Source organism: Mycobacterium kiyosense, assembly GCA_021654635.1.
Lineage (GTDB): Bacteria > Actinomycetota > Actinomycetes > Mycobacteriales > Mycobacteriaceae > Mycobacterium > Mycobacterium kiyosense.
The window spans coordinates 4446450-4468798 of record AP025179.1; the positions used below are offsets into that span (position 1 = coordinate 4446450).

Sequence of the window (22349 nt, forward strand, 5' to 3'; positions counted from 1 at the left end):
CTGCCCGTCACACGATGCACTGTAGCGGCACCGTTGCAGGTCAACCACCGACACGCCACCTGATCAGGCATTTCAGCCATGCAGGTCGGCGCGGTACCGGCGCGAGTGGGTGTGCGACAGTTACCCCATGCTCCTGGCACTGCTGCGCCAGTACATCCGGCCGTACCGCCGGCTGGTCGGGGCGTTGATGGCGCTGCAATCGATAAGCACGTTGGCGTCGCTGTACCTGCCGACGGTCAACGCCGCGATCATCGACGACGGCGTCGCCAAGGGCGACACGCTCACGATCGCGCGGTTGGGCGTAGTGATGCTGGTGGTCACCGGTCTGCAGGTGCTGTGTGCGGTGGGGGCGACCTTTTTCGGTTCGCGGATCGGGACGGGTTTCGGCCGCGACCTGCGGGCCGCGATGTTCGAGCACATCCTCACCTTCTCCGAGCACGAGACGGCCCGATTCGGCACACCGACGCTGCTGACCCGCAGCACCAACGACGTTCGCCAGATCGTGTTCCTGGTTCAGACCACGGCGACCGTGCTGGTCACCGCCCCGATCATGTGCATCGGCGGCGTCGTCATGGCCATCCACCAGGAGGCCGCGCTGACCTGGCTGCTGCTGGTCAGCGTCCCCGTCATGGCCGTCGCGAACTATTGGATCATCGGCCACATGCTGCCGATGTTCCGCAGCATGCAACGCCTGATCGACAACATCAACCGGGTGCTGCGCGACCAGCTGTCCGGGGTGCGGGTGGTCCGGGCTTTCACCCGCGAGGACTTCGAACGGGACAGGTTCGCGCACGCCAACCAGGCGCTGTCCGATGCCGCGCTGGGTGCGGGCAACTGGCAGGCGCTGATGCTGCCGGTCACCACCTTGACCATCAACCTGTCCAGCGTGGCACTGATCTGGTTCGGCGGCCTGCGCATCGACGCAGGGCGCATGCAGGTGGGTTCGCTGATCGCGTTCCTGTCCTACTTCGCCCAGATCCTGATGGCGGTGCTGATGGCGACGATGACGCTGGTGGTGCTGCCGCGTGCGTCGGTGTGCGCCGAACGCATCACCGAGGTGCTGGCCACCACCGCGGCCGTCGGCGACCCCGACCAACCACTGTTCCCGCCACACGGAATCACCGGGGCGGTCCGGCTGGACCAGGTCACCTTCACCTATCCCGGTGCGGACTGCCCGGTGCTGCAGGATATTTCGCTGACCGCGGCGCCGGGTTCCACGACCGCCATCATCGGCAGCACCGGCTCGGGCAAGTCGACGCTGGTGTCGCTGATCTGCCGGCTCTACGACGTCACCGCCGGCGCGGTGTCCATCGACGGCGTCGACGTCCGCGACTACCGCACCGAGCGGTTGTGGTCGGCGATCGGGCTGGTGCCGCAGCGCGGCTTCCTGTTCACCGGGACCGTCGCGGACAACCTGCGCTACGGTGCGGCCGAGGCGACCGACGAGCAGATGTGGGACGCGCTGCGCGTCGCCGCGGCCGAGGACTTCGTGCGACCGCACGGCCTGCAGATGCGGGTTGCGCAGGGTGGCATCAATTTCTCCGGTGGGCAGCGCCAGCGACTCGCGATCGCGCGCGCCGTCATCCGCCGCCCTGCCGTCTACCTTTTTGATGACGCGTTCTCCGCACTCGACGTACACACCGACGCTCGAGTCCGCACCAGCCTGCGCGAGGAAGCCAAAGAAGCGACGATCATCGTTGTCACCCAACGTATTTCGACCGCATCGCAGGCCGACCAGATTATTGTCGTCGACAAGGGCGGCATCGTCGGGGCCGGCACGCACGAATCCCTGCTGGCCGGGTGCCCGACCTACGCCGAGTTCGCGGCGTCGCAAGCGGTGGGGGCGATGCGGTGACCGCACCGATGAACGCGCGTCCCCGCGGCGCCGCCCCCGCCCCGCCTAACATGCGCTCCCGGGACTTCTGGGGATCGGCTGGCCGCCTGATCCGGCGACTGGCCCCGCACCGCGGGCTCAGTGTCGCCGTCATGGTGCTCGGTGTGTCCGGTACCGCCGTCGGAGTTGCCGTGCCGCGAATCCTCGGACACGCCACCGATCTGCTGTTCGACGGCGTGGTCGGACGCCGACTGCCGGCAGGCATCAGCAAAGCACAGGCCGTCGCGGCCGCCCGGGCCCGTGGCGACCACGCCTTCGCCGACTTGTTGTCGGGGATGAATGTGACACCCGGCCGAGGCGTGGACTTCGGTGCGGTCATCCGCACGCTGACGCTGGCATTGCTGCTGTATCTGGTTGCCGCCCTGCTGCTTTGGGGCCAGGCCCGGCTGCTGAACGTCACCGTGCAGAAGACCGTCACCAGACTGCGCAGCGACGTCGAGGACAAGCTGCACCGGCTGCCGCTGTCCTATTTCGACCGGCACCAGCGTGGCGAACTGCTCAGCCGCGTCACCAACGACATCGACAACATGCAGACGTCGTTGTCGATGACGATCAGCCAACTGGTGACGTCGGTGCTGACGGTCGTCGGCGTGTTCGCGATGATGCTGTGGATCTCACCACTGCTGGCGCTCATCACCGTGCTGACGGTACCGCTGTCGCTGCTGGCCACCCGGACGATCACCCGCCGGTCGCGGCGGCTGTTCCTGGCGCATTGGACCAGCACCGGGCGGCTCAACGCGCATATCGAGGAGACCTACAGCGGGTTCACCGTGGTCAAGACGTTCGGTCACCAGGCCAGCGCGCAAGCGCAGTTCCGCCAGCTCAACGACGACGTCTATCACGCCAGTTTCGGCTCGCAGTTCTTCTCCGGCCTGGTAGGGCCCGCAACGGGTTTCATCGGCAACCTCGGCTACGTCGCGGTCGCGGTGATCGGCGGCTTGCAGGTGGCCGCGGGACAGATCACCCTGGGCAGCATTCAGGCGTTCATCCAGTACGTGCGCCAATTCAACACCCCGGTCGGCCAGGTCGCCGCCATGTACAACACCCTGCAGTCGGGGGTGGCCAGCGCCGAGCGGGTGTTCGATCTGCTCGACGAGCCCGGAGGACACTCGGACCGCCACCCCGGGCTGCCGGTCGCCGCCGACCGGCCCGGCCGGGTCGAGTTCCAGCACGTGAGTTTCGCCTACCTCCCGGGACACCCGGTGATCCACGATCTGTCGCTGATCGCCGAACCGGGCAGCACGGTGGCCATCGTCGGGCCGACCGGCGCCGGCAAGACGACCCTGGTGAATCTGCTGATGCGCTTCTACGAGGTGCAATTCGGCCGAATCCTGATCGACGGGGTGGACATCGCCTCCCTGGACCGGCACGCACTGCGCTCCCGGATCGGCATGGTGCTGCAGGACACCTGGCTGTTCGACGGCACGATCGAGGAGAACATTGCCTACGGCCGGCCGGACGCCAGCCCGGAGGAAGTGGTGGCGGCGGCCAGGGCGGCCTACGTGGACCGGTTCGTGCATACGCTCCCGGCCGGATATCAGACCAGGATCAGCGGCGACGGCGGCAACATCAGCGTCGGCGAGAAGCAACTCATCACGATCGCCCGCGCCTTCCTGGCCCGCCCGCAACTACTGATCCTGGACGAGGCGACCAGTTCGGTGGACACCCGAACCGAACTGCTGATAGCCCGCGCCACCCGCGAACTTCGCCGCGATCGGACCAGCTTCATCATTGCGCATCGCCTCTCGACGATCCGGGATGCCGACCGCATTGTGGTCGTCCAGGAGGGGCGCGCGGTCGAACAAGGCAGCCACGCCGAACTGCTGGCGCGCCGCGGTGCTTATTACGAAATGACCCGGGCATGAATCTGGCTGGGGTCGGACGCGGGCTGTTGACTGTCGTGCGCGCCGATGGTTATGCAGGAAGAGCTGGAGGCCACCGTTAGGAGATGTCGATGAAGCTCCCACCGCGTGCCGACCGCCGGGGTCTGGTCGCCGCCGCGCTGGCCGTGGCGCTGGTGCTCGCCGGCTGCGGCAGCAACGGGTCGACCGGCGCGAGAACATCCACCGGCACCACCGCGGCCACCAGGGCCGAGGCGGCGACGCTGCTCAAATCGGCCGCTGAGGTGATGCGCAAAGTCACTGGCACGCACCTCAAGGTCGCGGTGCAGGGTGAGGTGCCCAACATCGGCGTGCGCAAATTCGACGGCGACGTCTCCAACACACCCCAAACCGCGGCCACCGGCATTGCGACGGTGCCGCTGGGCGGTGACAGTCAAGAGGCCCGATTCGTCTTCGTCGACGGGCATCTCTACTGCGATCTGGGCCAGCCCGGCTCATACACCGATTTCGGCACCGGCGCCTCGATCTACAACGTCTCGGTACTGCTGGATCCGGGCAAGGGATTGGCCAATCTGCTGACCAACCTGAAGAACGGTTCGGTGGCCGGCAGCCAGCAGCTCGACGGGGTCGCCACCACCAAGATCACCGGTGACTCGTCGGCCGACGACATCGCCACGCTGGCTGGCGTCCGTCTGACCGAAGCGAACGTCTCGACCGTGCCGACCACCGTTTGGACCGCGTCGGACGGGTCGTCCCACCTCGTGCAGGTCCAGATCTCCCCCACCGCGAACGCATCGGTAACGCTGAGCATGTCCGACTGGGGCAAACAGGTCACCGTGACCAAACCCGGCTAGAGAGTAGGAATTCTTGATGACGAGCAGCTCCCGGCGGCGGCTGACGGTTACCGTCGCCCGGTTGGTGGGCGGTGCGGCGATCGCGGTCGCCCTGGCGCCCGCCGTCCAGGCCGCCGACTCCTACGGCGCCATCGCGTACGCCCCTAACGGCATGTGGGGACGCTCGCACGGCACTCCCGCCAAGGAGGACGCCGAGGCTGCAGCAGTGAAATCCTGCGGGTCCACCGAATGCAAGGTGATGATCAGCTTCACCGGGTGTGGCGCCGTCGCCACCAAAGGCGGCGGCGGAGATACCGAATATCAGGCCGGGACCGGTCCGGATCTGCGCACTGCGATGAAAGAAGCCCTGGGCAAGCTCCCCGGCGGCTATATCGACACCTGGTCCTGCAACTGACGCCGGTCGCCGACTATCCGGTCAGATAAACATGATTCGCGCAGTCATCGGGTCGGCAGCAGCGCCGGCCGGTCACGCCAAGAAATCGTAGAGATAACCAGAAGACCGACGCCGCAGCCTTTTCTCAAGCACTCCGCACCGCGGACCAACAACCCGGAGAAAAGGCAGCACCGATGACCGGCATCAAGATCACCAGCATCGCAAAGACCGCCAAGTTCGCTCTGGTCGCCACTGCGGCCGCCGGCGCTCTTGCGCTCGGACTCGCCGGACCCGCCCAGGCTTCCGGGAACGGTCCCATGTACGGCGACCCGGTTGCCGCCGAGAAGTACTGGCAGCACCAGAAGTACGACGACTGCGCCATCATGTCCAGCGCCGAGGTGGTCGGCCAGATCACCGGCAAGCTGCCCTCGGAACGTTCCATCGTCAAAGTCGCCCAATCCACCCCGAGCGCCTCGCACTCCGGCTCCGTCTACGTCAAGCCGGCCGACAAGAACGACCCCAACTCCGGTATGGGAACCGACCCGTACGACCTGCCGACGCTGTTGGCGCACTATGGGATTCACGCGGACAACAGCCACGCATCTGGAATCGAGGCCCTCGAACAGAACCTGGGCAGCGGACACGCCGTGATCGTCGTACTCAACGCGGAGATGATCTGGAACAAGCCGATCGAGAAGAAGGGCAGCAACGGCCAGCCCCGCGCCGACCACGCCGTGGCGGTCACCGGCATCGACGCCGCGAACGGCGTCGTCCACCTCAACGACAGCGGCACCGAGAAAGGCAAGAACGAACAGATCCCGATGGCCGTGTTTGTCAAGGCCTGGGCCACCGGCCGCAACTTCATGACGGTCACCCGGGAGACCCACAAGTGACGTGAGGCCCGGGCGTCTGGGCGGGCGGGCAGCCACCGGTGTGACACCGGACCGGCTGCCCGCCTTCGTTGTGTGCGCGGCGCAGTCGAGTGCCCCAAGAATTCGCCCAGATTCCAAGAAGGCCGCTGCCCCAACCTTTTCTCGACGACGACACAGAAGGGGACAGACCATGCGCGGCAGGCTTCTCATCCACGCCAAGAGCATCCTGGTGGTCTTGGCGGTCACGGTCTTTGGCGCCACCGGACTGGGCCTGGCCGCCCCGGCTGGCGCGGCCGCCGGCATCACATACGGCAACCCTGCCGCGGCCGCCAAGTGGTGGCGCTACCAGAAGTACGACGACTGCGTCCTGATGGCCAGCGCTGACGTGGTCGGCCAAATGACCGGTAGCGAACCCGAGGAAGAGGCGATCATCCGCGTCGCGCAATCCACGCCGAGCACCATGCATCCCGGCTCGATCTACATCAAACCCGTCGACGAGAAGAACCCGAACTCGGGCAACGGAACCAGCCGGATGGACATCCCGACGTTACTGGGGCACTACGGCATCGGCGCTCAGATGACCGACGAGAGCAAGGCGGAGAAGACGGGCCTCGCGACCGGAGTGAAGGCCCTGGAACATTACCTGGGCGCCGGACACGCGGTGATAGTCAGCGTCAACGCCGAAATGATCTGGGGTGAGCCGGTCGAGAGCAAAGACGACGACGGTAACCCGGTATCCGACCACGCCGTGGTGGTGACCGGCGTCGACACCGCCCGTGCGGTCGTACACCTCAACGACAGCGGCACCCGAACAGGCCGCGACGAGCAGATCCCGCTGGAGCTGTTCCTCAGGGCGTGGGCCACCAGCCACTATTTCCTGGTTTTCACCGGCGGAACGGTGAGGTGACGCGGCGCAATTTCGCGATCTGTGCCCCAATTCATCGCGAACCCGGCATTGGGCCTCGCTCTGCATGCTCCTGCGTCGTCCGGCCTCGGGTTACGGCAGGGCAATCAGTAGCGCGATGATCCACGAACTTCCTGGTGCGATGCCCCACAATGACAGGACCCGCAGTGAAACGATTCGTAGAGGTCGAGAGACAATAACGAGGTCTCGGTACGGTGCCCGGCCCGGGCATCGATAGCCGCGTAGGACCCGGAATGGCTGGTAGCGCGATGGACGTAAGTCTCGAGTTCGGTGTGCTCGGACCACTTGAAATGAGCATCGGCGGCACGCTGGTGCCATTGGGCACCCCCAAACAACGGGCGGTGCTGGCCATGCTCGTCATCAATCGCAACAGGCCTGTCGGGGTCGACTCGCTGATCACCGCGCTCTGGGAGGAATGGCCGCCGTCGGGGGCGCGGGCCAGCATCCACTCCTACGTGTCCAACCTGCGCAAGCTGGTCAGCGGCGCCGGGGTGGACTCTCGCGTGGTGTTGGCCGCGGCCCCACCCGGTTACCGGCTCACCATTGCCGAGAACACTTGCGATCTGGGCAGGTTCATCGCGGAGAAGACGGCGGGCGTGCACGCCGCCGCCGGGGGCCGGTTCGAACAGGCCAGTCAGCATCTGTCGGCGGCGCTGAAGGAATGGCGCGGGCCGGTCCTCGACGATCTGCGCGACTTTCAATTCGTCGATTCGTTCGCCACCGCGTTGGTGGAGGACAAGATCATCGCCCACACCGCCAAGGCGGAAGCCGAGATCGCCTGTGGCCGGGCCTCGGCGGTGATCTCCGAGCTGGAGGCGCTGACGAACGAGCACCCCTACCGGGAACCGCTGTGGGCGCAGCTGATCACCGCCTATTACCTCACCGACCGTCAGTCCGACGCCCTGAACGCCTATCGCCGGGTGAAGACGACGCTCGCCGACGACTTGGGCATCGACCCGGGGCCGAACCTGCGCGCGCTCAACGAGCGGGTGCTCCGCCAGGAACCACTCGACGCCAAGCAGACCGCGAAGGTCACCGCCGTCGGCACCGTCACGGCGCTCGACCAGCGCACCATGGCTGCCAGCCAGCAGGTCACCGCCTACCTGCATGACCTCGCCACCGGGCGGGACTACCAGCTGCACGGGGCCGCGACCCGGATCGGCCGGCTGAGTGACAACGACATCGTCCTGGACAGCGCGAACGTCAGCCGGCACCACGCCGTCATCGTGGACACCGGAACCAACTTCATCATCAACGACCAACGCTCGTCCAACGGTGTGCATGTGCGCCACCAGCGGATCCGCGTCGCCGCCACCATCAACGACGGCGACCATATCCGGATCTGCGATCACGAATTCACGTTCCGGGTCACCGCGCGCACCGAGGCCTGACGGGGGCGCCGGGACAGCCGTGAATGTAGCTGTCGCACAATACTTTCGTTGCGCTCTAGGGTAATTGCGCCGCGTACTCGAGCCGGCCGATCGGCAATCCGGCATGGCCTTTCAGGGATTGGCCGAGGTGGCTTTCGTTCCAGCACACCGCGACCGCCCTTATTTATCCTGGATCCAAAACCACCGTCTACGATATGCGTGTGCCTAGAAAATCTGTGGCGGCCTCCACTCGCGGAACGGCCATCGACGCTGATTCCAAATCCGCCCGCACACGGGCCCGAATCCTCGATGCCGCGGCACACGTCTTGAGTGCGAAAGGTTTTGCCGGTACCAGACTTTCAGATGTCGCCGAGTATGCCGAGCTGCAAGCGCCCGCGATCTACTACTACTTCGGCTCCCGCGAGGAACTCATCGAAGAGGTGATGTATTGCGGCATCGCCGATCTACGCCAACACGTGCAGGAGTCGCTGAACAACCTGCCGCCGGAGACCTCGCCGTTGGATCGGATCATGACTGCCGTCGAGGCCCACTTACGTCATGAACTCGAGATCTCCGACTATGCCACCGCCTCGATCCGCAATTCCGGACAGATCCCCCAGCATCTGCGCGCTCGACAGCTCAAAGAGGAGGCGAGCTACGGACGGGTGTGGCGCCGGCTGTTCGACAACGCCAAAGCCGACGGGCAAATCCGGTCGGATATCGATCTGCGTTTCGCGCAACTGCTGGTGCTCGGGGCTCTCAACTGGGCAGCAGAATGGCGCGATCCTCGACGCGACTCCGTCGACAATATCGTGGCCACTGCCCAATCGTTGATCCGCCACGGACTGAACATGCAGGAAAGTCCGCAGGTGCGCGGGGCCCGCAAGGCACGTACATCGACCGCTAAGCGGTGAGATCACCACCACTGGCGACAGAAGCCCCAGCTTTTTGATTCTATGTTAAATTATGTAGGTGACTGAAGCCTTCATCGTCGATGCGGTTCGGACAGCGGTGGGTAAACGCGGAGGGGGATTCGCCGAAGAGCACCCCGCGGACATGGCCGCCCATGTCATTCGTACCGTCGTCGAGCGACACGACCTGGATCCCGAAGCCATTGACGACGTCATTCTCGGCTGCCTGGACAACATCGGCTCCCAGGCCGGCGATATCGCACGGACAGCCGCCCTGGCCGCAGGCCTGCCCGAATCCGTACCCGGCGTGACGATCGACCGGCAGTGCGGATCGGCGCAACAGGCGGTGCATTTCGCCGCACAGGCCGTGATGAGCGGCACCGCGGACCTGATCGTCGCCGGCGGGGTACAGAAGATGAGCCAGTACCCCATTCTGAGCGCGTTCGCCGCCGGCGAACCGTTCGGCTCGGTCGATCCGTGGACCGGATGTCGCGGCTGGGAGGCCCGGTACGGCAACCAGGAGATCTCGCAGTTCCGCGGCGCAGAATTGATCGCCAGCCAATGGAAACTGAGCCGTGAGGACAACGAAAGATTTGCGCTGACCAGCCACCAGCGCGCCGCTGCCGCGATCGCCGAAGGTCGATTCACCCGCGAGATCACCCCCTATGCCGGCGTCGTGAACGACGAAGGCCCGCGACCCGACACCTCCCTGGCCAAAATGGCCAAGCTGCCCCCGCTGACCGAGGGCGGCGTACTGACCGCGGCGGTGGCCAGCCAGATCTCTGACGGCGCCGCAGCACTGCTGATCGCATCCGGTGAGACCGTCGAGCGCTTCGGACTGACGCCGCGGGCCAGGATTCACCACATGTCGGTGCTCGGCTCCGATCCGGTGATGATGCTGACTGCGCCGATCCCAGCCACCCGCCACGCGCTCAAGCGAACTGGGCTGTCGATCGACGATATCGACCTGGTCGAAATCAACGAGGCGTTCGCACCGGTGGTCCTGGCCTGGCAGGCCGAACTCGAAGCCGACCCCGCTCGGGTCAACGTCAATGGTGGGGCGATCGCCCTCGGGCACCCCATCGGATGCACCGGTGCCCGCCTGATGACCTCACTACTGCATGAACTCGAACGAACCGGTGGCCGCTACGGCCTGCAGACCATGTGCGAAGGCGGGGGGCAAGCCAACGTTACGATCATCGAGAGGATCTAACGGTGCGCCGCGCTCTGTACGGTCCCGACCACGAGGCGTACCGCGAGACTGTCCAAGAGTTCCTAGCTCGAGAAGTGGTTCCCTACCAGACTGATTGGGACCGCAATCACCAGATCGACCGCAACGTGTTCGCCAGTGCGGCGAAGGCGGGCGTCTACGCCCTCGAGGTCGACGAACGCTACGGCGGCGCCGGAGAACACGACTACCGCTACCGGATGGTGGTCTGCGAGGAGATCGCCAAAGTCAACGCTTTGTCGTTCGGCCTGACCGTAAGCCTCCAGGACGACCTGGTGCTGCACTACCTGCTCGACCTCACCACCGAAGAGCAGAAGCAACGTTGGCTGCCCGCTTTCGCCGCCGGCGAACTGATCGGCGCCCTCGCCATGACCGAACCGGGCACCGGAAGCGATCTCAGGGGTATCCGGACCACCGCGCGCCGCGACGGCGAGAATTGGATCCTCAACGGCCAGAAGACGTTTATCTCCAGCGGCATCATGGCCGACCTGGTCGTGGTCGCCGCACGCACCAACCCAGAGGCCGGTTCTCGCGGCTTCAGCTTGTTCGTCGTCGAGCGCGACACACCTGGGTTCCGGCGCGGACGTCAGCTCGAGAAAATCGGACTTCCCGCGCAGGACACCGCCGAACTGTTCTTCGACGACGCGTTGTTGCCCGCCGAGAACCTGCTCGGAGAAGAAGGCCGCGGACTGCAGTACCTGATGAGTCACCTGCCTCGCGAGCGGCTCGGCGTCGTTGCGCAAGCAATTGCGACCACGCGCGCAATCTTCACGCAGACGGTCGAGTACTGCCGACAGCGCAACGCATTCGGCCAGCCACTCACCGCCAATCAACACATCCGCTTCGAACTCGCCGACATGGCCACTGAAATCGACGTCACCGAGGCGTACGTCGACAAGTCGGTCGAGGCCTTCAACGCCGGGGAACTCTCCCCCGTCGACGCCGCGAAGGGCAAATGGTATGTCAGCGAACTCCAACGCCGAGTGCTCGACCGCTGCCTGCAACTACACGGGGGCTACGGCTACATGGTCGAGTACCCGGTCGCCCGAGCCTATCTCGACACCCGTGCCCAAACCATCTACGGCGGGACGACGGAAATCATGAAGGAACTCATCGGCCGCGAGCTCGCCGGCTGACCACGCGACTTTCCGGAAACGACTACTAACGAAATCTTAATATTTAATATATATTAGACTCTGCGCTCGAGTTGTCCGGGCCACGGCGAGTTTGCAGCGGCGGGCTCTAGGCCACGTGTCGCAGAGGCGCATCGACGACGATGCGCCGCCAAGGCGAAAGCTGGCCGCGGCCGTCCTGGTAACCACCCGAACTTGCCGTGGCGGGGTGAATTCATCCCCCGCCACGGCATCGCCCACCCCATCCCGTCGATTGCGTTTAACACCGCATAGAAATCGTGCGACGTTGCCTGCCATCTCCGCGCTTCAGGCGTATATGGAAGCCTTCAAATGCCGCCTAGAAATTTGTTCGGACACGCAGCGGTGCGACGGCGATAACTGGCTAGAATCAGTTGATGACCAGGTCGGCTGAGGTGGCTCCGGGATCAGCCAACAACACCGCGTCCAAGTCAGCGCAGACCCGACGCCGGATCCTCGACGCCGCCGCGCACGTGTTGAGCGCCAAGGGCTACGCAGGATTGCGCCTCAACGACGTCGCCGCACAGGCCGAACTGCAGGCACCGGCGATCTACTACTACTACCCCCTCCCGCGATGACCTCATCGAGGAGGTGATGTGGGCCGGCATCGCCGACATGCGAGAGCACGTCGTCACGGTGCTCGACGCCTTGCCCGACGACGTCGGCGCGCTGGATCGTCTGCTCGCCGCCGTCGAAGCGCATCTGCGACATGAACTCGAGATATCGGATTACACCACCGCTGCGATCCGCAACGCAGGCCAAGTGCCGCAGGCGATCCGGAAGCGCCAGATCCTCGAAGAGCAACGCTACGGCGAAGTGTGGCGACGACTGATCAACGACATGGCGCGCTCGGGAGCATTGCGCGCCGATCTCGACTTGTACCTGGCGCAGATGCTGGTCCTGGGTGCCCTCAATTGGGCAGTCGAATGGTGGGATCCGCGGCGCGGTTCGCTGGATATCGTGGTCGCCAACGCCCAGTCATTCGTCCGTCACGGGCTTTCCGAGCCGTCGGTCGACTGAGCGGACGCAGTTTTCGCCCAGCCGATTTCAGCGTGCTACTCAGGGAGCGCCAGGTGAGTGATGCGCAAAGATCTTGTCCGTCACCAGCAGAGCCGTCTCTGCGCACGCCGTCGTGCCGCCGTTGGCGTATTCCTTGACGCCGTCCCCGACATTCCACAGCCCGGCGAACGGGGTGTCGTGCGGCAGGTCGAATCCGGCCACCGCTCGTTGCGGCGGCCAGTCGTCCCGGGTGACGGCGACACTCAGCACCCGCGCACGCTCGTCGAAACCGTCGACGTTATCGCGCAGATCCTCGAAAAGCAGCTCGGTTTCCGCGGTTTCGTCGAAGTCACCGATGGACGGCTTGGGCACCGAGGTCCCGACGTACAGGTGCCACCCCGGCGGCGCCATCTCGGGGCAGATGTCGGTGAAGTTCGCGATATAAGCCAGTCGCCGTGTGGTGGCGAAGCTGAGCATCCCGGGAACATCGACCAGGCGATCGCGGCTGGCGAAGTTCACCGAGATCATTGCTGTCGGGCGATCTCCCTTCTTGACCAGGTCGAGATAGTCGGCTGGAACGTTCTCCTGTCCGAGCAGCTCGACGGTCGCGGCGGGCCCCACATCGCTCACCACGATCGGTGCATCGATGGTGAGGGCCTGGCCGTCGCGGATCACTTCGACGCCGGTCACCCGGCCGTCGCGCAGCACGATCCGGCTGGCCGGTGTCGAAAGCCACACCTCCCCGTTGGACTCCACCACCTCGGCCAGACCGCGCCACAGGCCGATCGTGCCCTGCGGATGAAAGCCGAATCGCTTGAACGCACTCTTGCGGGTGAAGTAGGTGAGAAACACCCGGGCCGGTAGGTCCTCGGAACCGACGGCGAAGATCGATGCGCACATGTTGCGGAAGATCCCATGTACGCGTTCGTTTTTGGTGAAACGTGACACCCACTCGGCGGTGCTGATCTGATCTTCGGGCAGGCCGGTGTCGTTGCGGGCGGCGCCGATTCCGGCCACCAGCTTTGGCACCCTGCCGGGTGAGCTTGCCCAGCAGCAGACCCCACCCACCGCCCGTCACGTCGACGTTTTTGCCGCCGATCCGGTACAGGAGTGCGGGTTTGGGTTCACGGATGTCAAACGGTGCACCGACCTCGGCGCAGATCTGCTCGGTGGTGCCCCCCACCTCGATCACGATGGCGCCGGTATTGACCTTGAAGCCGTCGATGTCGTCGGTGGAGGCCCGTCCCCCCCACCTTGTCCAGGCGCTCCACCACGAGTGTGCGGTAGCCATGGTGGGCGAGCCGGGCGGCGGTGAACAAACCGCCGGCGCCCGCGCCGATGACCACGGCATCGAATTGTGTTGAATTCATTCCGGTTTCCCTCCTCAGTAGGATCGGGGCAGGCCAAGCGACGTTTGGGCGACGTAGTTGAGCACCATTTCGCGGCTCACCGGCGCGGTGCGCATCAGCCGGGTCACGAACCACAGCTCGGAAAGCCCGTATTCGTGCGACAATCCGTTGCCCCCGTGGGTCTGAATCGACTGGTCGAGCGCCTTCAGCGCGGCTTCGGAGGCAGCGAATTTGGCGATGTTGGCGGCCTCACCGGCAGGCTCGCCGGCGTCGAACAGCTCCGCGCTGCGCTGAGTTGCCATCCGACCCAATTCGACCGCGATATGGCATTCGGCCAGCGGATGAGCGATGCCCTGATGGGCGCCGATCGGTGCCGACCACACGCTGCGCTGCTGGGCGTAGTCCACTGCCTTGCCGATCGCGTATCGTCCGATCCCGCTGGACAGCGCGCCCACCAGGATCCGTTCCGGGTTCAGGCCGTCGAAGACCTGCCGAAGACCGTTGCCGGCCAGACCGATCAGCGCCTCTTCGCCGACCTCGACCTCGTCGAGGTACACGGTGAATTGTTTGTCCGGCGAGACGATCGACGTGTCGATCGGCGCATAAGTCAGCCCCGGGCTGTCAGTCGGAACCACGAACAGCGATAGCCGGTTGCGCTGTGCGGTCGAATGATCCGCGTCCCGGGCCACCAGCAGGATTGCCTCGGACTGGTCCACCGCGGAGATGTAGTACTTCGACCCCGAAATCACCCAGCCGGTATCGGTGCGGCGGGCGGTGGTCTTGACGTTGTGACTGTTGGAGCCGGCGTCGGGTTCGGTGAGGCCGAACGCCATCTTCGTGCTGCCGTCCGCGATCGGCGGTAACCATCGCCGCTTCATGTCCTCCGAAGCGTGGCAGGCCAGGATGCTGCCGCAGATCGCCGGCGATATGACCCAGATCAATAGCGGCATTCCTTGTGCGGCAAGCTCTTCCACCACCACAACCGCTTCGGCCATTCCTCCCCCGCCACCGCCGTAGTCCTCGGGTAGATGCAGGCCGAGCAGTCCGGCGGCGCCGAGGTCGTTCCACAACTCCTCGATTCCCGCGCCGGTGCGCCCGCGCTCCAGAAAGTACTCGGGACCATATCGCTTGGCGATACCGGCAACGCTCTCCCGGATGGCCTTATGCTCAGCTGAATCGTTGATCAGTCCCATGTCCTACCTTCCGGTGAAGCGCGGGGCACGCTTTGATCTGAAGGCCGACAGCGCTGCTGCGGCATCAGTGGTTTCGGCGGTGGCCTGCAGTGCCCCGATCTCGTGCTCGAGTTGGGTGCTCAGGTCGTTGTGCCACGAGTCACGCAGCAGTGCCCGCATCCGGGCGAATGCGCTGGTGGGTCCCTGCGCCAAATCGGTGGCCAGCGCCAGCGCCCGGGTTCTCAGCTCGTCGGCCGGGACGATCTCGTTGATCAGCCCCCCACTCGAGCGCCTCGGCGGCTTCGATCGGCGTATTCCGCAAGTAGGCCTGCGCGGCCCGGCGTGCGCCGATCAGTCGCGGCAGGTGCCAGGTTCCACCGCCGTCGCCCGAAAGCCCAAGCGCGGCAAACGCTGTCAGGAACCGGGTGCCCTCAGCCGCCAACACCAGATCGGCGACGTAGACGAAGCCGAGCGCACCGCCGGCGACGCCACCGTGGGCGGCGGTGACGATCGGCACGTCAACGCGGCTGAGCATCCGCAAGGCCTCATGAAAGGGCTTGGTCATTCGCGCCAGCTGTTCGCCGTACGCTGAGCCGTTCGAGTCGAAGCTGTCGATGTCGCCGCCGACCGACAACGACGGCCCGTCGCCACAGATCAGTACCGCGCGAAGGGATCGGTCGTCGGCAATTCGTCGGGCCACGACCAGCGATTCGTCTGCCATGCGCGGGTCGATCGCGTTGCGAACTTCGGGCCGGTTCAGGCGGACGGTCGCCACGGCGTCGGTCACGCGATAGTCGATCGTCGCCAGCGGCTCGCCGAGCGCCTCGACCCACGCGGCGCTGTCGGTCAGTTGTTCCAGCGACGTCATCCGCCCGTCGTCGGCGAAGCCGATCACGTGATGAAAGGCCGCGTCCAGCTTGTTGCCCGACCGCCGCGCCGTTCCCAGGTAGCGACCGACGACAAGCAGGCGGCCGTCGTCGAGCAGATGGAACGCGTCGGCATGGGCCATCACGTCGTAGTGGCGACCGAGCTGCCACCAGAGTTCGCGGCGCATCGCGTCGGGGCCAACGTGCTCGCCCCCCACCCCCAACGGCAGGCCCGCGGTAGCGCGTCCGATGAACTCCGGATGCAGCAGCACCGCGAGTGTTTCGCGGTCGCCGGCGGCCAGCGCGTCGTAGAGCCGCCGAACAGCGCCGACCTTGGCGTCGTAAGGCGGCGATGCATCGGATGCGTCGGCCACTGCTGGGAACCTCCCGTTCCGAACGAGCATCACTCGACAACTTATTTAATATCTGTTAGGCGACTCAGTGACCAGCTTATCGGCCTATCCAACCCAGGCTAGCAGATTTTTCTATTATCTGTTAAATTCTTTTCACCGGCTGGACGCGGCGTGGCCCGAGGAGGCTCTGTGACAACGACAACACGACGGACGACGGCCGCAGGCGGGCGAAACAGGAGCTCGGACTACACAACTCTTCGGCTTGGCCTGTGGTCCGTGTGTCTGTACGCGGGCCTCGGCTTGCTGGGCTTCGCAGTGCTCGCCGGCTTCTGGCCACCGCCGGGACAAGACCTGGACGCCTCGGCCATTTCGCGCTACTTCCACGCCCACCACACCGGCATCCAGCCGGGGATGGTGCTGATGGTTGTCGGCGCTCCCTGTTACTACACCTGGAGCGCTGCGGTCTCGAAGATCATCGGCCGGATGGAAGGTCCGATGGGTGTGCTGTCGACCACGGAACTACTGGGTGGCCTGATGACGGGTGTGGTCACCGCGGTGCCTGCCGTCGTATGGCAGGCGGCGGCATTCCGGGCTGAAGTGCGCTCACCCGAATCCGTGCAGACGCTGTACGACCTCGGCTGGCTGTTCTTCGACCTCACGTTCATGTTCTCGCTGCTGCAGAGCGTGGCGCTGGGTGTCGCCATCCTGCTCGACCGGCGCGCACGTCCCCTATTTCCGCGCTGGGTGGGTTACCTGTGCTTTCTCACCGCGGCGCTCTACGTTCCGCTGAGCCTCGTGCCGTTTGTCCGAACCGGCCCGTTCGCCTGGCATGGGTTGCTGAACTTCTGGGCCGTTTTCGTGATGTTCTTCGTACTGATCGCCGTCGTGACGCCGTACGCGTTGCGCGCGGTGGGCCGGCTCGAACAAGAAGACTCCGCCGCTGCGAAATAGCCTGTGGCTCAACGCCGTCGCGAGGTGGCAGCTTGACCGACGATGCGGTTGGTGGGACTGTCCTTGGTCGCAATCGGGGAATGGCCGTCGGGGCAGTTGTAGGCGCTGCCGGGACCGCAGACCCCGCCGGTGCGCCATTCGCGGTCGACGAATGGCTTGGCCATTACCGCGTGCATACCCCAGTACGAGTACGGGATGTTGTACGTGACCAGCATCGCGAGCTGGCATGCGCCCATGATCGCCAGGAAGCGCGCGAAGGTGCGCAACCGGCCGCTGCGGATGCGCAGCGCGTTCAGGCCTCGTTCGGGCAGACTGCGGCCGTGGTCGTCGCGGAAGAAGTGCAGGCTCGCCAGAGCGGTGTAGGTGCCCGCCCAGCTGATCGTCTCGTAAACCGGGAACTGGTGGTCGGTGCCGGCCCACAGACTCAGCGCCGGCACCACGCTGCCGTAGTTGAACAATTGCGTACGGGTGATGAAGCTCTCCAGCACGATGTCGAAGACGCTAAACGCCAAGTAGGAATACCCGACGAGCCGCAGCCACGACATCGTGGCGTTCTTGCTACGCAACCGGGCCATGAAACGAGAGCCGGCGTAGGCGGGAATGCCGACCAACCAGAAGTAGGCCGACAGCGCCCACAACGACAACGGAACCAGCTCACTGTTCGGACTCGACCAGCCGGGGATATGACTGGTCCAGCTGCCGAAGTTTATCGACGTTGTGCTGTAAAGGAATTGGACGGAGTTCCAGTTGATCCAGGGTTCTTGAAAACACAACGTGACACAAGCCAGGAAGAAGAGGCCGTCGAAGGTGAAGCGGCCAGTCTTGATCTTGGGCCGGATCACGAACCACCACAGGATGGCCACCGAGACAACCAGCGCGAAGATCTCCCAGCCGCGGATCAATACGACGTACCAGTCGGGTTCTGACCCCCGGCCCCTGGTGTTAGTGCGAAAGTCGCCGCTGACTATCCACGCGGTCCACACGTAGAGCATGAGTCCGAGCCAGAGCGCGCCGTTGAGAACCCACAGTCTGGCGGCTGAGCCGCGGTCGGCAGGACGCTCGTCGACGGTCTGCTTGGCCGCTGTGCCGAGTGTCATCGCACGCTTCTCTCAGCCCCGGCGCTACGGACGGGGAATCGAAACACCCGGACCGGGGCACGGATTGAGGCCGCGAGACGCCTCGTCGCCCGGATAGGCGCACATCTGGTTGATCATGTGCGACGGATATCCGTCCGGGAACGGCCCGGAATGCAGTGCCAGGAATTGATTCGGCACGAAATAGAAGATCGCGAACGCCGCATGTACGCCGCCGAAGATGGCCAGGAACTTGACCCATTGGCGCTTCGCCGGACCGGCTCGCAAACCGTCGATTCCGCGTTCGACGATGGTCCGGTTGCGGTCGTCGCGAAAGTAGCTGAGCGCGGCGATCGCGCCCAGCCCGAATCCCGCGAAGAAGATTGGTTCGGTCAAGGGCAGCTGATATGTTTTGCCGGAATACAAACTCAGCCAACGGATTCCGCCAGGATAGGCGTAGATGCCCAGCCGCAGCAGGATCGATTCGATGATCGTGTCGATGACGATCAGTCCGAGGAACAGGATGGCCCACACCGCCCACGCTGACAGCGCCGGACGACGGGCCTTGATCTTGCGGACGATGAAGAGAATCAGCATCACCTGGGAGAACACCAGAGCGGTGTAACCGGGTAGGCACACGAAGATGGGTTCGGGTAGTCGATCGGCGTGCGGGCTCACCCATCCGGGCCAGGATCCGGTGGCCCAGGCGCCGAAGTTGACCAGGCCGGAGTTGTAGAGCAGCGTCACCGATGTGTAGTTCATACACATGTCCCAGAAGAAGATCATCGCGCCCGACAGTGCGAGCATGCCGTCGGTGGTCAGCCGGCCCTCGCGGCGCCAGGGCCGAATTACCCAGGCCCACAGTCCTATTGCCGCTCCGATTGGAATGGCGATCTGCAGCACCAGGAACAGGCCCTGTTGGCCGCCGCTGATCGGATCGACACCGGGGTGGCTGGGCCGGAAGTTCGGGCCGAGGATCCAGCGCGCGAGGACATAGAACTCGAAGGCCAGCAATGCGGCTCCGATGACTGCCCATACCACGACGGCCGGAACGCTCCGCCGCGATTCGGGCGCGGGATCGGCGGCCAGTCCGCGGGCCGGTGCCACATGCGTCGTGATTCGCGTCATTGGCTCGCACTCCTTCGGCGCCGCGGTGGCGATCTCTGGCGAGCCTAGCTTTCGGAGTAACCACTCACAATAGTTGAATGACTATTTACTTTGATTGACTTGGGCGGCTGACCGCAGCCGTTCCAGTTCGATCGCCTGATCCGCGACAATCCGACGCAGTGTCTCGTTCTCGGCCCTCACCTGATCCAAGTGCTCGTCCCGGCGACGCGCGGCAGTAGCTCGCGCCGCCCAGTAGTGGTCCCAGCTCTCTTCGCTGACCACGGATGGCTTGTCCGCGGGTGGCCCGTCGGCAGAGTGCTGCAACACTTCAATGCCGGCCAGGATGTCGAGCAGGTCGTCGGCACCGGCGCCACCCAGCGCTGCGGCGACAAACGACCGCACGACCTCTGCCGTGTGGACCGTGTCCTCGGGAGTGGAGGCCGCGGCCGGTTCTCGGTATGCAGCGTCGAGCGTGATCAAGAAGATGATCCCGATAACCGCACGCGAGAGGAAGGAAGCGCTGACCCCGTGCCCGGGCATTCCGTCGAGCGCGACGCCCACCTTGTTCTCGAACCGGTCGAACAGCGGCACGATCTTGTCGTTGTAAAAACGCCGGCCCTCGCGGGCGTCGCTGAACAGTGCGACGCCCAGCAGCGGCAATACCGCCGCCATTGTCTCGAGGAACGATTCGTAAAAAGGCCCGACTGCCCGGCCCCTCCCAGTCCAGTAGTCCGTCGGCCCCGCTGATCACCCCCTTCGACGAACTCGGCAACCGGTTCCACGACGGCGACCTCGAAAAGTTCCTGCTTGGAGGTGAAGTGGCGGTAGAGCATGCTCTCGGCCACACCGGCGGCGTCGGCGATGGTCGATGTCCGCGCCCCGGCCAGTCCGCTCGAGGCGAAAACCGACTGCGCCGCGGCGATGATCTCGCGGCGACGTTGCGCGCCGGTGAGTCTGCCCCGCCCGGTTCTTGACCCCGGTGCAGCTGCCCGCGGTGGCGTCTGCCGTGTTGTCACCAGCGCTCCCTTCGGCCAACCGTGTTGGTCAGTGCAAGCCACTCGAGACAATAGACTAGATATTCACATTTTGTGAGTGCGCAATCACTACAGTACGGTTCGGACTGGAAACCTGAGCCGCTCGGCGACCAGCCAGAGAGAGAATAAGCCAGCAACGTCGTGTATGGCGGCCAGGCAGAGGTCTTCAAGATCCTGCTCAGAAATGTTTCGTGGCAAGGGTTTCGACGCTGTGCGTGTGAACTGGGCAGCGCGGGGGGAGAAAGTCGCGTCGACCGTTAGCGGAATCGGCGCACGGTGCGCTCGGTTAACCCCCCAACCTTCGTCGCCGCCCCAGGTGAAGCGTGTGGTCGCCTCGGCCAGCCAGTGCGACGCGGTCGGCTCGGGGTCACGTCCGATCACCATTTCGCTGGTTCCGGCCATCGAGAGCGTCGCCGCCTGACCCGGCTCGGCCGTGATATCGACGATCCCGCGCTCGGTTTCGAACCGGAGCAGGTACGGGTCCTGCCCCTGCTCGAGCACATCGATGAGCGGTGCGTCGGAAACGATTTGGGCATTGATCCGGCCACGACCGTCGTCGACGGTGACGTGAGACAACACCTGTCCCTGCATCGTGAGCAGATGAAAGATCATAAAGCTGCGACCGTCGGACCACTGGCCGTGGATCCAGCAGTGGTGATCGATCGGGGCGAAATCGCGTGGGCCCCAAGAGTGGTCGCGCAGTCCCGTACCGGCCAAGTCGATGCGTTCGTCTCCAAAGGAGATGAACCCGGACAGGTCGCAGTTCTGCTCGTAGTGGGTGTGTCCCCAGGACTGGCCGCTCATGTCCATGTCGAATGCCGGACCGCGAGCGGTCCAGGTGACCTCCATGTCGACCCCGATGCCAAGCCCATCGGTCAGCGATCCGGCGCGCAGCTGGTCACCGGTCACCAGCCGTGCCAGACCGTGGAAATTCTTGGTCCATTGGGTGAATGGTTCATCGCAGCGATAGGTCAGCGCGGGGCCCTGCGGACCGCGGTCATCCGGTAATCGGGCCGTGCCTTTGGCGCAGAGGTATCGGTCGTCCGGCAGGTAAAAGACGTAGAAGTCCTGCCACGTCCTCGGATCGAATGCGGTACGACCCTGATGCAGCCAATGGGCGCAGCCAACCTCCGGAAACACGGCGTGGCTCAGGTAGTTCTCGGACCACAACGGCTCGTCGACGATCGCGTGTGGCAGGTCGTCTTCGTCCGACAGAAACTCGGGCCGCAGCCTGTCAGAAGTCCGGCGAAGCTCGGATGGTTGCGCAGCGGTCATTGATCGGTCCTCCAAGACCATTCGGTGATTCCATAACCGACTTCACCGTCCCATTCGAATCGGCTCGCGCCCTCGAACAGGTGATGCGAAGCGGTCGCCCCCGGCGCCCCGAGGATCAGTTCGCTGCCATTGTCCAAGGCCAGCGGAACGGCGGTGAGGATTCGGCCGCGCAGCTTCCCGACATCGCCGTCGGTGCGTCTGAACTCGACCTCGTAAGCATCGCTCCAATGCGCGGGCGGTCGTGGGACGGGCAGCTCGCCGACCTTCGTGATCGGCCGCAACTCGCGGTCTAGTTCATGACCGTGCTCGAGCAATCCCCCGCCGGCCGGGGTGACGTGATGGAAATACATGATCCGTCGCCCGCTGGGGAACTCTCCATAGATCCATACGTGATTACCCAGCTGCGTGAGGTCGCGTGGCCCCCATGAGTGGTCGCGGATGCCGAATCCACTCAATTCGAGTTGCTCATCTCCGAAGACCAAATGGCCTCGAACCCGGCAGTGTTGCTGATAGTGAGCCTTGACTTCGGCCCACACTTGCTCACTCATATCCATGTCGAAGGTGGGACCAGCACCTTCCCAGACGAGGTCCATGTCGACCGCGAGATGCGGCCCGTCCGGTAGCGGGCCGCTTCGCAACTGATCGCCCGATACGAGTTGTGCGAGCCCATGAAAGGACTTGCGCCAGCGCTGAAATGGCTCCAGGCACTCATACGTCAGACCGGCGCCGAACACCGATGCCTGCGCGTCGG

At 64.8% G+C, this 22349-nt stretch carries 17 protein-coding genes and 4 pseudogenes; 12 read left to right on the plus strand and 9 right to left on the minus strand.

The genetic code is table 11. From position 1 onward, the window contains the following. Positions 1-127: 127 nt before the first annotated feature. The 11 genes and pseudogenes from L6444_RS20845 (at position 128) to L6444_RS20895 (ending at position 12439) form a co-directional block, all read left to right on the plus strand. Positions 128-1855 (plus strand): ABC transporter ATP-binding protein, encoded by a 1728-nt coding sequence (locus L6444_RS20845; protein ID WP_236976938.1) that lies wholly within the window; start codon positions 128-130, stop codon positions 1853-1855. Beyond that, entirely contained in the window at positions 1852-3759 is a 1908-nt protein-coding gene (locus L6444_RS20850) for an ABC transporter ATP-binding protein (protein WP_236976939.1), read from the plus strand. The genes L6444_RS20845 and L6444_RS20850 overlap by 4 nt, the downstream gene beginning before the upstream one ends. An 89-nt stretch (positions 3760-3848) precedes the next feature. After that, positions 3849-4589, plus strand: a complete 741-nt coding sequence (locus L6444_RS20855; RefSeq protein ID WP_236976940.1) for an LppX_LprAFG lipoprotein — start codon at positions 3849-3851, stop codon at positions 4587-4589. A 16-nt stretch (positions 4590-4605) separates the two neighbouring features. Continuing rightward, positions 4606-4983 (plus strand): DUF4189 domain-containing protein, encoded by a 378-nt coding sequence (locus L6444_RS20860; protein WP_236976941.1) that lies wholly within the window; start codon positions 4606-4608, stop codon positions 4981-4983. Between the two features lie 173 nt (positions 4984-5156). Next, complete coding sequence (locus tag L6444_RS20865) at positions 5157-5855, plus strand: C39 family peptidase (RefSeq protein ID WP_236976942.1); 699 nt, start codon at positions 5157-5159, stop codon at positions 5853-5855. Positions 5856-6024: 169 nt separating this feature from the next. Then, positions 6025-6741: a C39 family peptidase gene (locus L6444_RS20870; RefSeq protein WP_236976943.1), complete on the plus strand. Its 717-nt coding sequence runs from the start codon at positions 6025-6027 to the stop codon at positions 6739-6741. Positions 6742-6992: 251 nt separating this feature from the next. Continuing rightward, the gene (gene embR / locus L6444_RS20875) at positions 6993-8150 is read left to right on the plus strand and encodes an ATPase/transcriptional regulator EmbR (RefSeq protein ID WP_236976944.1); all 1158 of its coding nucleotides are present in this window, start codon (positions 6993-6995) and stop codon (positions 8148-8150) included. 200 nt (positions 8151-8350) lie between these two features. Next, a complete protein-coding gene (locus L6444_RS20880; protein ID WP_236976945.1) occupies positions 8351-9043 on the plus strand; it encodes a TetR/AcrR family transcriptional regulator in 693 nt (230 codons plus the stop codon). Positions 9044-9101: 58 nt separating this feature from the next. After that, positions 9102-10253 carry an acetyl-CoA C-acetyltransferase gene (locus L6444_RS20885; RefSeq protein ID WP_236976946.1) on the plus strand — a complete coding sequence of 384 codons (1152 nt, stop codon included), beginning with the start codon at positions 9102-9104 and terminating at the stop codon, positions 10251-10253. Between the two features lie 2 nt (positions 10254-10255). Next, a complete protein-coding gene (locus L6444_RS20890) occupies positions 10256-11404 on the plus strand; it encodes an acyl-CoA dehydrogenase family protein (protein ID WP_236976962.1) in 1149 nt (382 codons plus the stop codon). Positions 11405-11796: 392 nt separating this feature from the next. Continuing rightward, positions 11797-12439 (plus strand): annotated as a pseudogene (locus L6444_RS20895) (TetR/AcrR family transcriptional regulator). A 39-nt stretch (positions 12440-12478) separates the two neighbouring features. Here L6444_RS20895 and L6444_RS20900 read toward each other — a convergent pair. From L6444_RS20900 to L6444_RS20915, 3 genes and pseudogenes are all read right to left on the minus strand, one after another. Further along, positions 12479-13788, minus strand: a pseudogene (locus L6444_RS20900) (phytoene desaturase family protein). A 14-nt stretch (positions 13789-13802) separates the two neighbouring features. Continuing rightward, the gene (locus L6444_RS20905; RefSeq protein WP_236976964.1) at positions 13803-14960 is read right to left on the minus strand and encodes an acyl-CoA dehydrogenase family protein; all 1158 of its coding nucleotides are present in this window, start codon (positions 14958-14960) and stop codon (positions 13803-13805) included. 3 nt (positions 14961-14963) lie between these two features. Further along, a pseudogene (locus tag L6444_RS20915) lies at positions 14964-16179 on the minus strand (enoyl-CoA hydratase-related protein). A 255-nt stretch (positions 16180-16434) separates the two neighbouring features. Between L6444_RS20915 and L6444_RS20920 the strand changes: the two are divergent. Further along, the gene (locus tag L6444_RS20920; protein WP_236976968.1) at positions 16435-17109 is read left to right on the plus strand and encodes a hypothetical protein; all 675 of its coding nucleotides are present in this window, start codon (positions 16435-16437) and stop codon (positions 17107-17109) included. Between the two features lie 8 nt (positions 17110-17117). Here the strand turns inward: L6444_RS20920 and L6444_RS20925 are convergent, their stop codons facing one another. From L6444_RS20925 to L6444_RS20945, 6 genes and pseudogenes are all read right to left on the minus strand, one after another. After that, the gene (locus L6444_RS20925; RefSeq protein ID WP_236976970.1) at positions 17118-18206 is read right to left on the minus strand and encodes a spirocyclase AveC family protein; all 1089 of its coding nucleotides are present in this window, start codon (positions 18204-18206) and stop codon (positions 17118-17120) included. 24 nt (positions 18207-18230) lie between these two features. Next, complete coding sequence (locus L6444_RS20930) at positions 18231-19310, minus strand: spirocyclase AveC family protein (RefSeq protein ID WP_236976972.1); 1080 nt, start codon at positions 19308-19310, stop codon at positions 18231-18233. An 81-nt stretch (positions 19311-19391) separates the two neighbouring features. Then, positions 19392-19961, minus strand: coding sequence for a hypothetical protein (locus L6444_RS20935; protein ID WP_236976974.1), 570 nt, complete (start codon positions 19959-19961; stop codon positions 19392-19394). Between the two features lie 131 nt (positions 19962-20092). Further along, positions 20093-20347: pseudogene (locus L6444_RS30760) on the minus strand (TetR/AcrR family transcriptional regulator); the annotation flags it as partial. A 45-nt stretch (positions 20348-20392) separates the two neighbouring features. Continuing rightward, entirely contained in the window at positions 20393-21598 is a 1206-nt protein-coding gene (locus L6444_RS20940) for a hypothetical protein (RefSeq protein WP_236976976.1), read from the minus strand. Beyond that, the gene (locus L6444_RS20945; RefSeq protein WP_236976978.1) at positions 21595-22332 is read right to left on the minus strand and encodes a DUF7065 domain-containing protein; all 738 of its coding nucleotides are present in this window, start codon (positions 22330-22332) and stop codon (positions 21595-21597) included. The genes L6444_RS20940 and L6444_RS20945 overlap by 4 nt, the downstream gene beginning before the upstream one ends. Between the last annotated feature and the right edge of the window lie 17 nt (positions 22333-22349).

What these genes read in the sequence shown, in the direction of transcription:
- L6444_RS20845 (WP_236976938.1), top strand. Translation starts at nt 128, where the DNA reads ATGCTCCTGGCACTGCTGCGCCAGTACATCCGGCCGTACCGCCGGCTG.
- L6444_RS20855 (WP_236976940.1), top strand. Translation starts at nt 3,849, where the DNA reads ATGAAGCTCCCACCGCGTGCCGACCGCCGGGGTCTGGTCGCCGCCGCG.
- L6444_RS20860 (WP_236976941.1), top strand. Translation starts at nt 4,606, where the DNA reads ATGACGAGCAGCTCCCGGCGGCGGCTGACGGTTACCGTCGCCCGGTTG.
- L6444_RS20865 (WP_236976942.1), top strand. Translation starts at nt 5,157, where the DNA reads ATGACCGGCATCAAGATCACCAGCATCGCAAAGACCGCCAAGTTCGCT.
- L6444_RS20870 (WP_236976943.1), top strand. Translation starts at nt 6,025, where the DNA reads ATGCGCGGCAGGCTTCTCATCCACGCCAAGAGCATCCTGGTGGTCTTG.
- embR (WP_236976944.1), top strand. Translation starts at nt 6,993, where the DNA reads ATGGCTGGTAGCGCGATGGACGTAAGTCTCGAGTTCGGTGTGCTCGGA.
- L6444_RS20905 (WP_236976964.1), bottom strand. Translation starts at nt 14,960, where the DNA reads ATGGGACTGATCAACGATTCAGCTGAGCATAAGGCCATCCGGGAGAGC.
- L6444_RS20925 (WP_236976970.1), bottom strand. Translation starts at nt 18,206, where the DNA reads ATGACACTCGGCACAGCGGCCAAGCAGACCGTCGACGAGCGTCCTGCC.
- L6444_RS20930 (WP_236976972.1), bottom strand. Translation starts at nt 19,310, where the DNA reads ATGACGCGAATCACGACGCATGTGGCACCGGCCCGCGGACTGGCCGCC.
- L6444_RS20935 (WP_236976974.1), bottom strand. Translation starts at nt 19,961, where the DNA reads ATGGCGGCGGTATTGCCGCTGCTGGGCGTCGCACTGTTCAGCGACGCC.
- L6444_RS20940 (WP_236976976.1), bottom strand. Translation starts at nt 21,598, where the DNA reads ATGACCGCTGCGCAACCATCCGAGCTTCGCCGGACTTCTGACAGGCTG.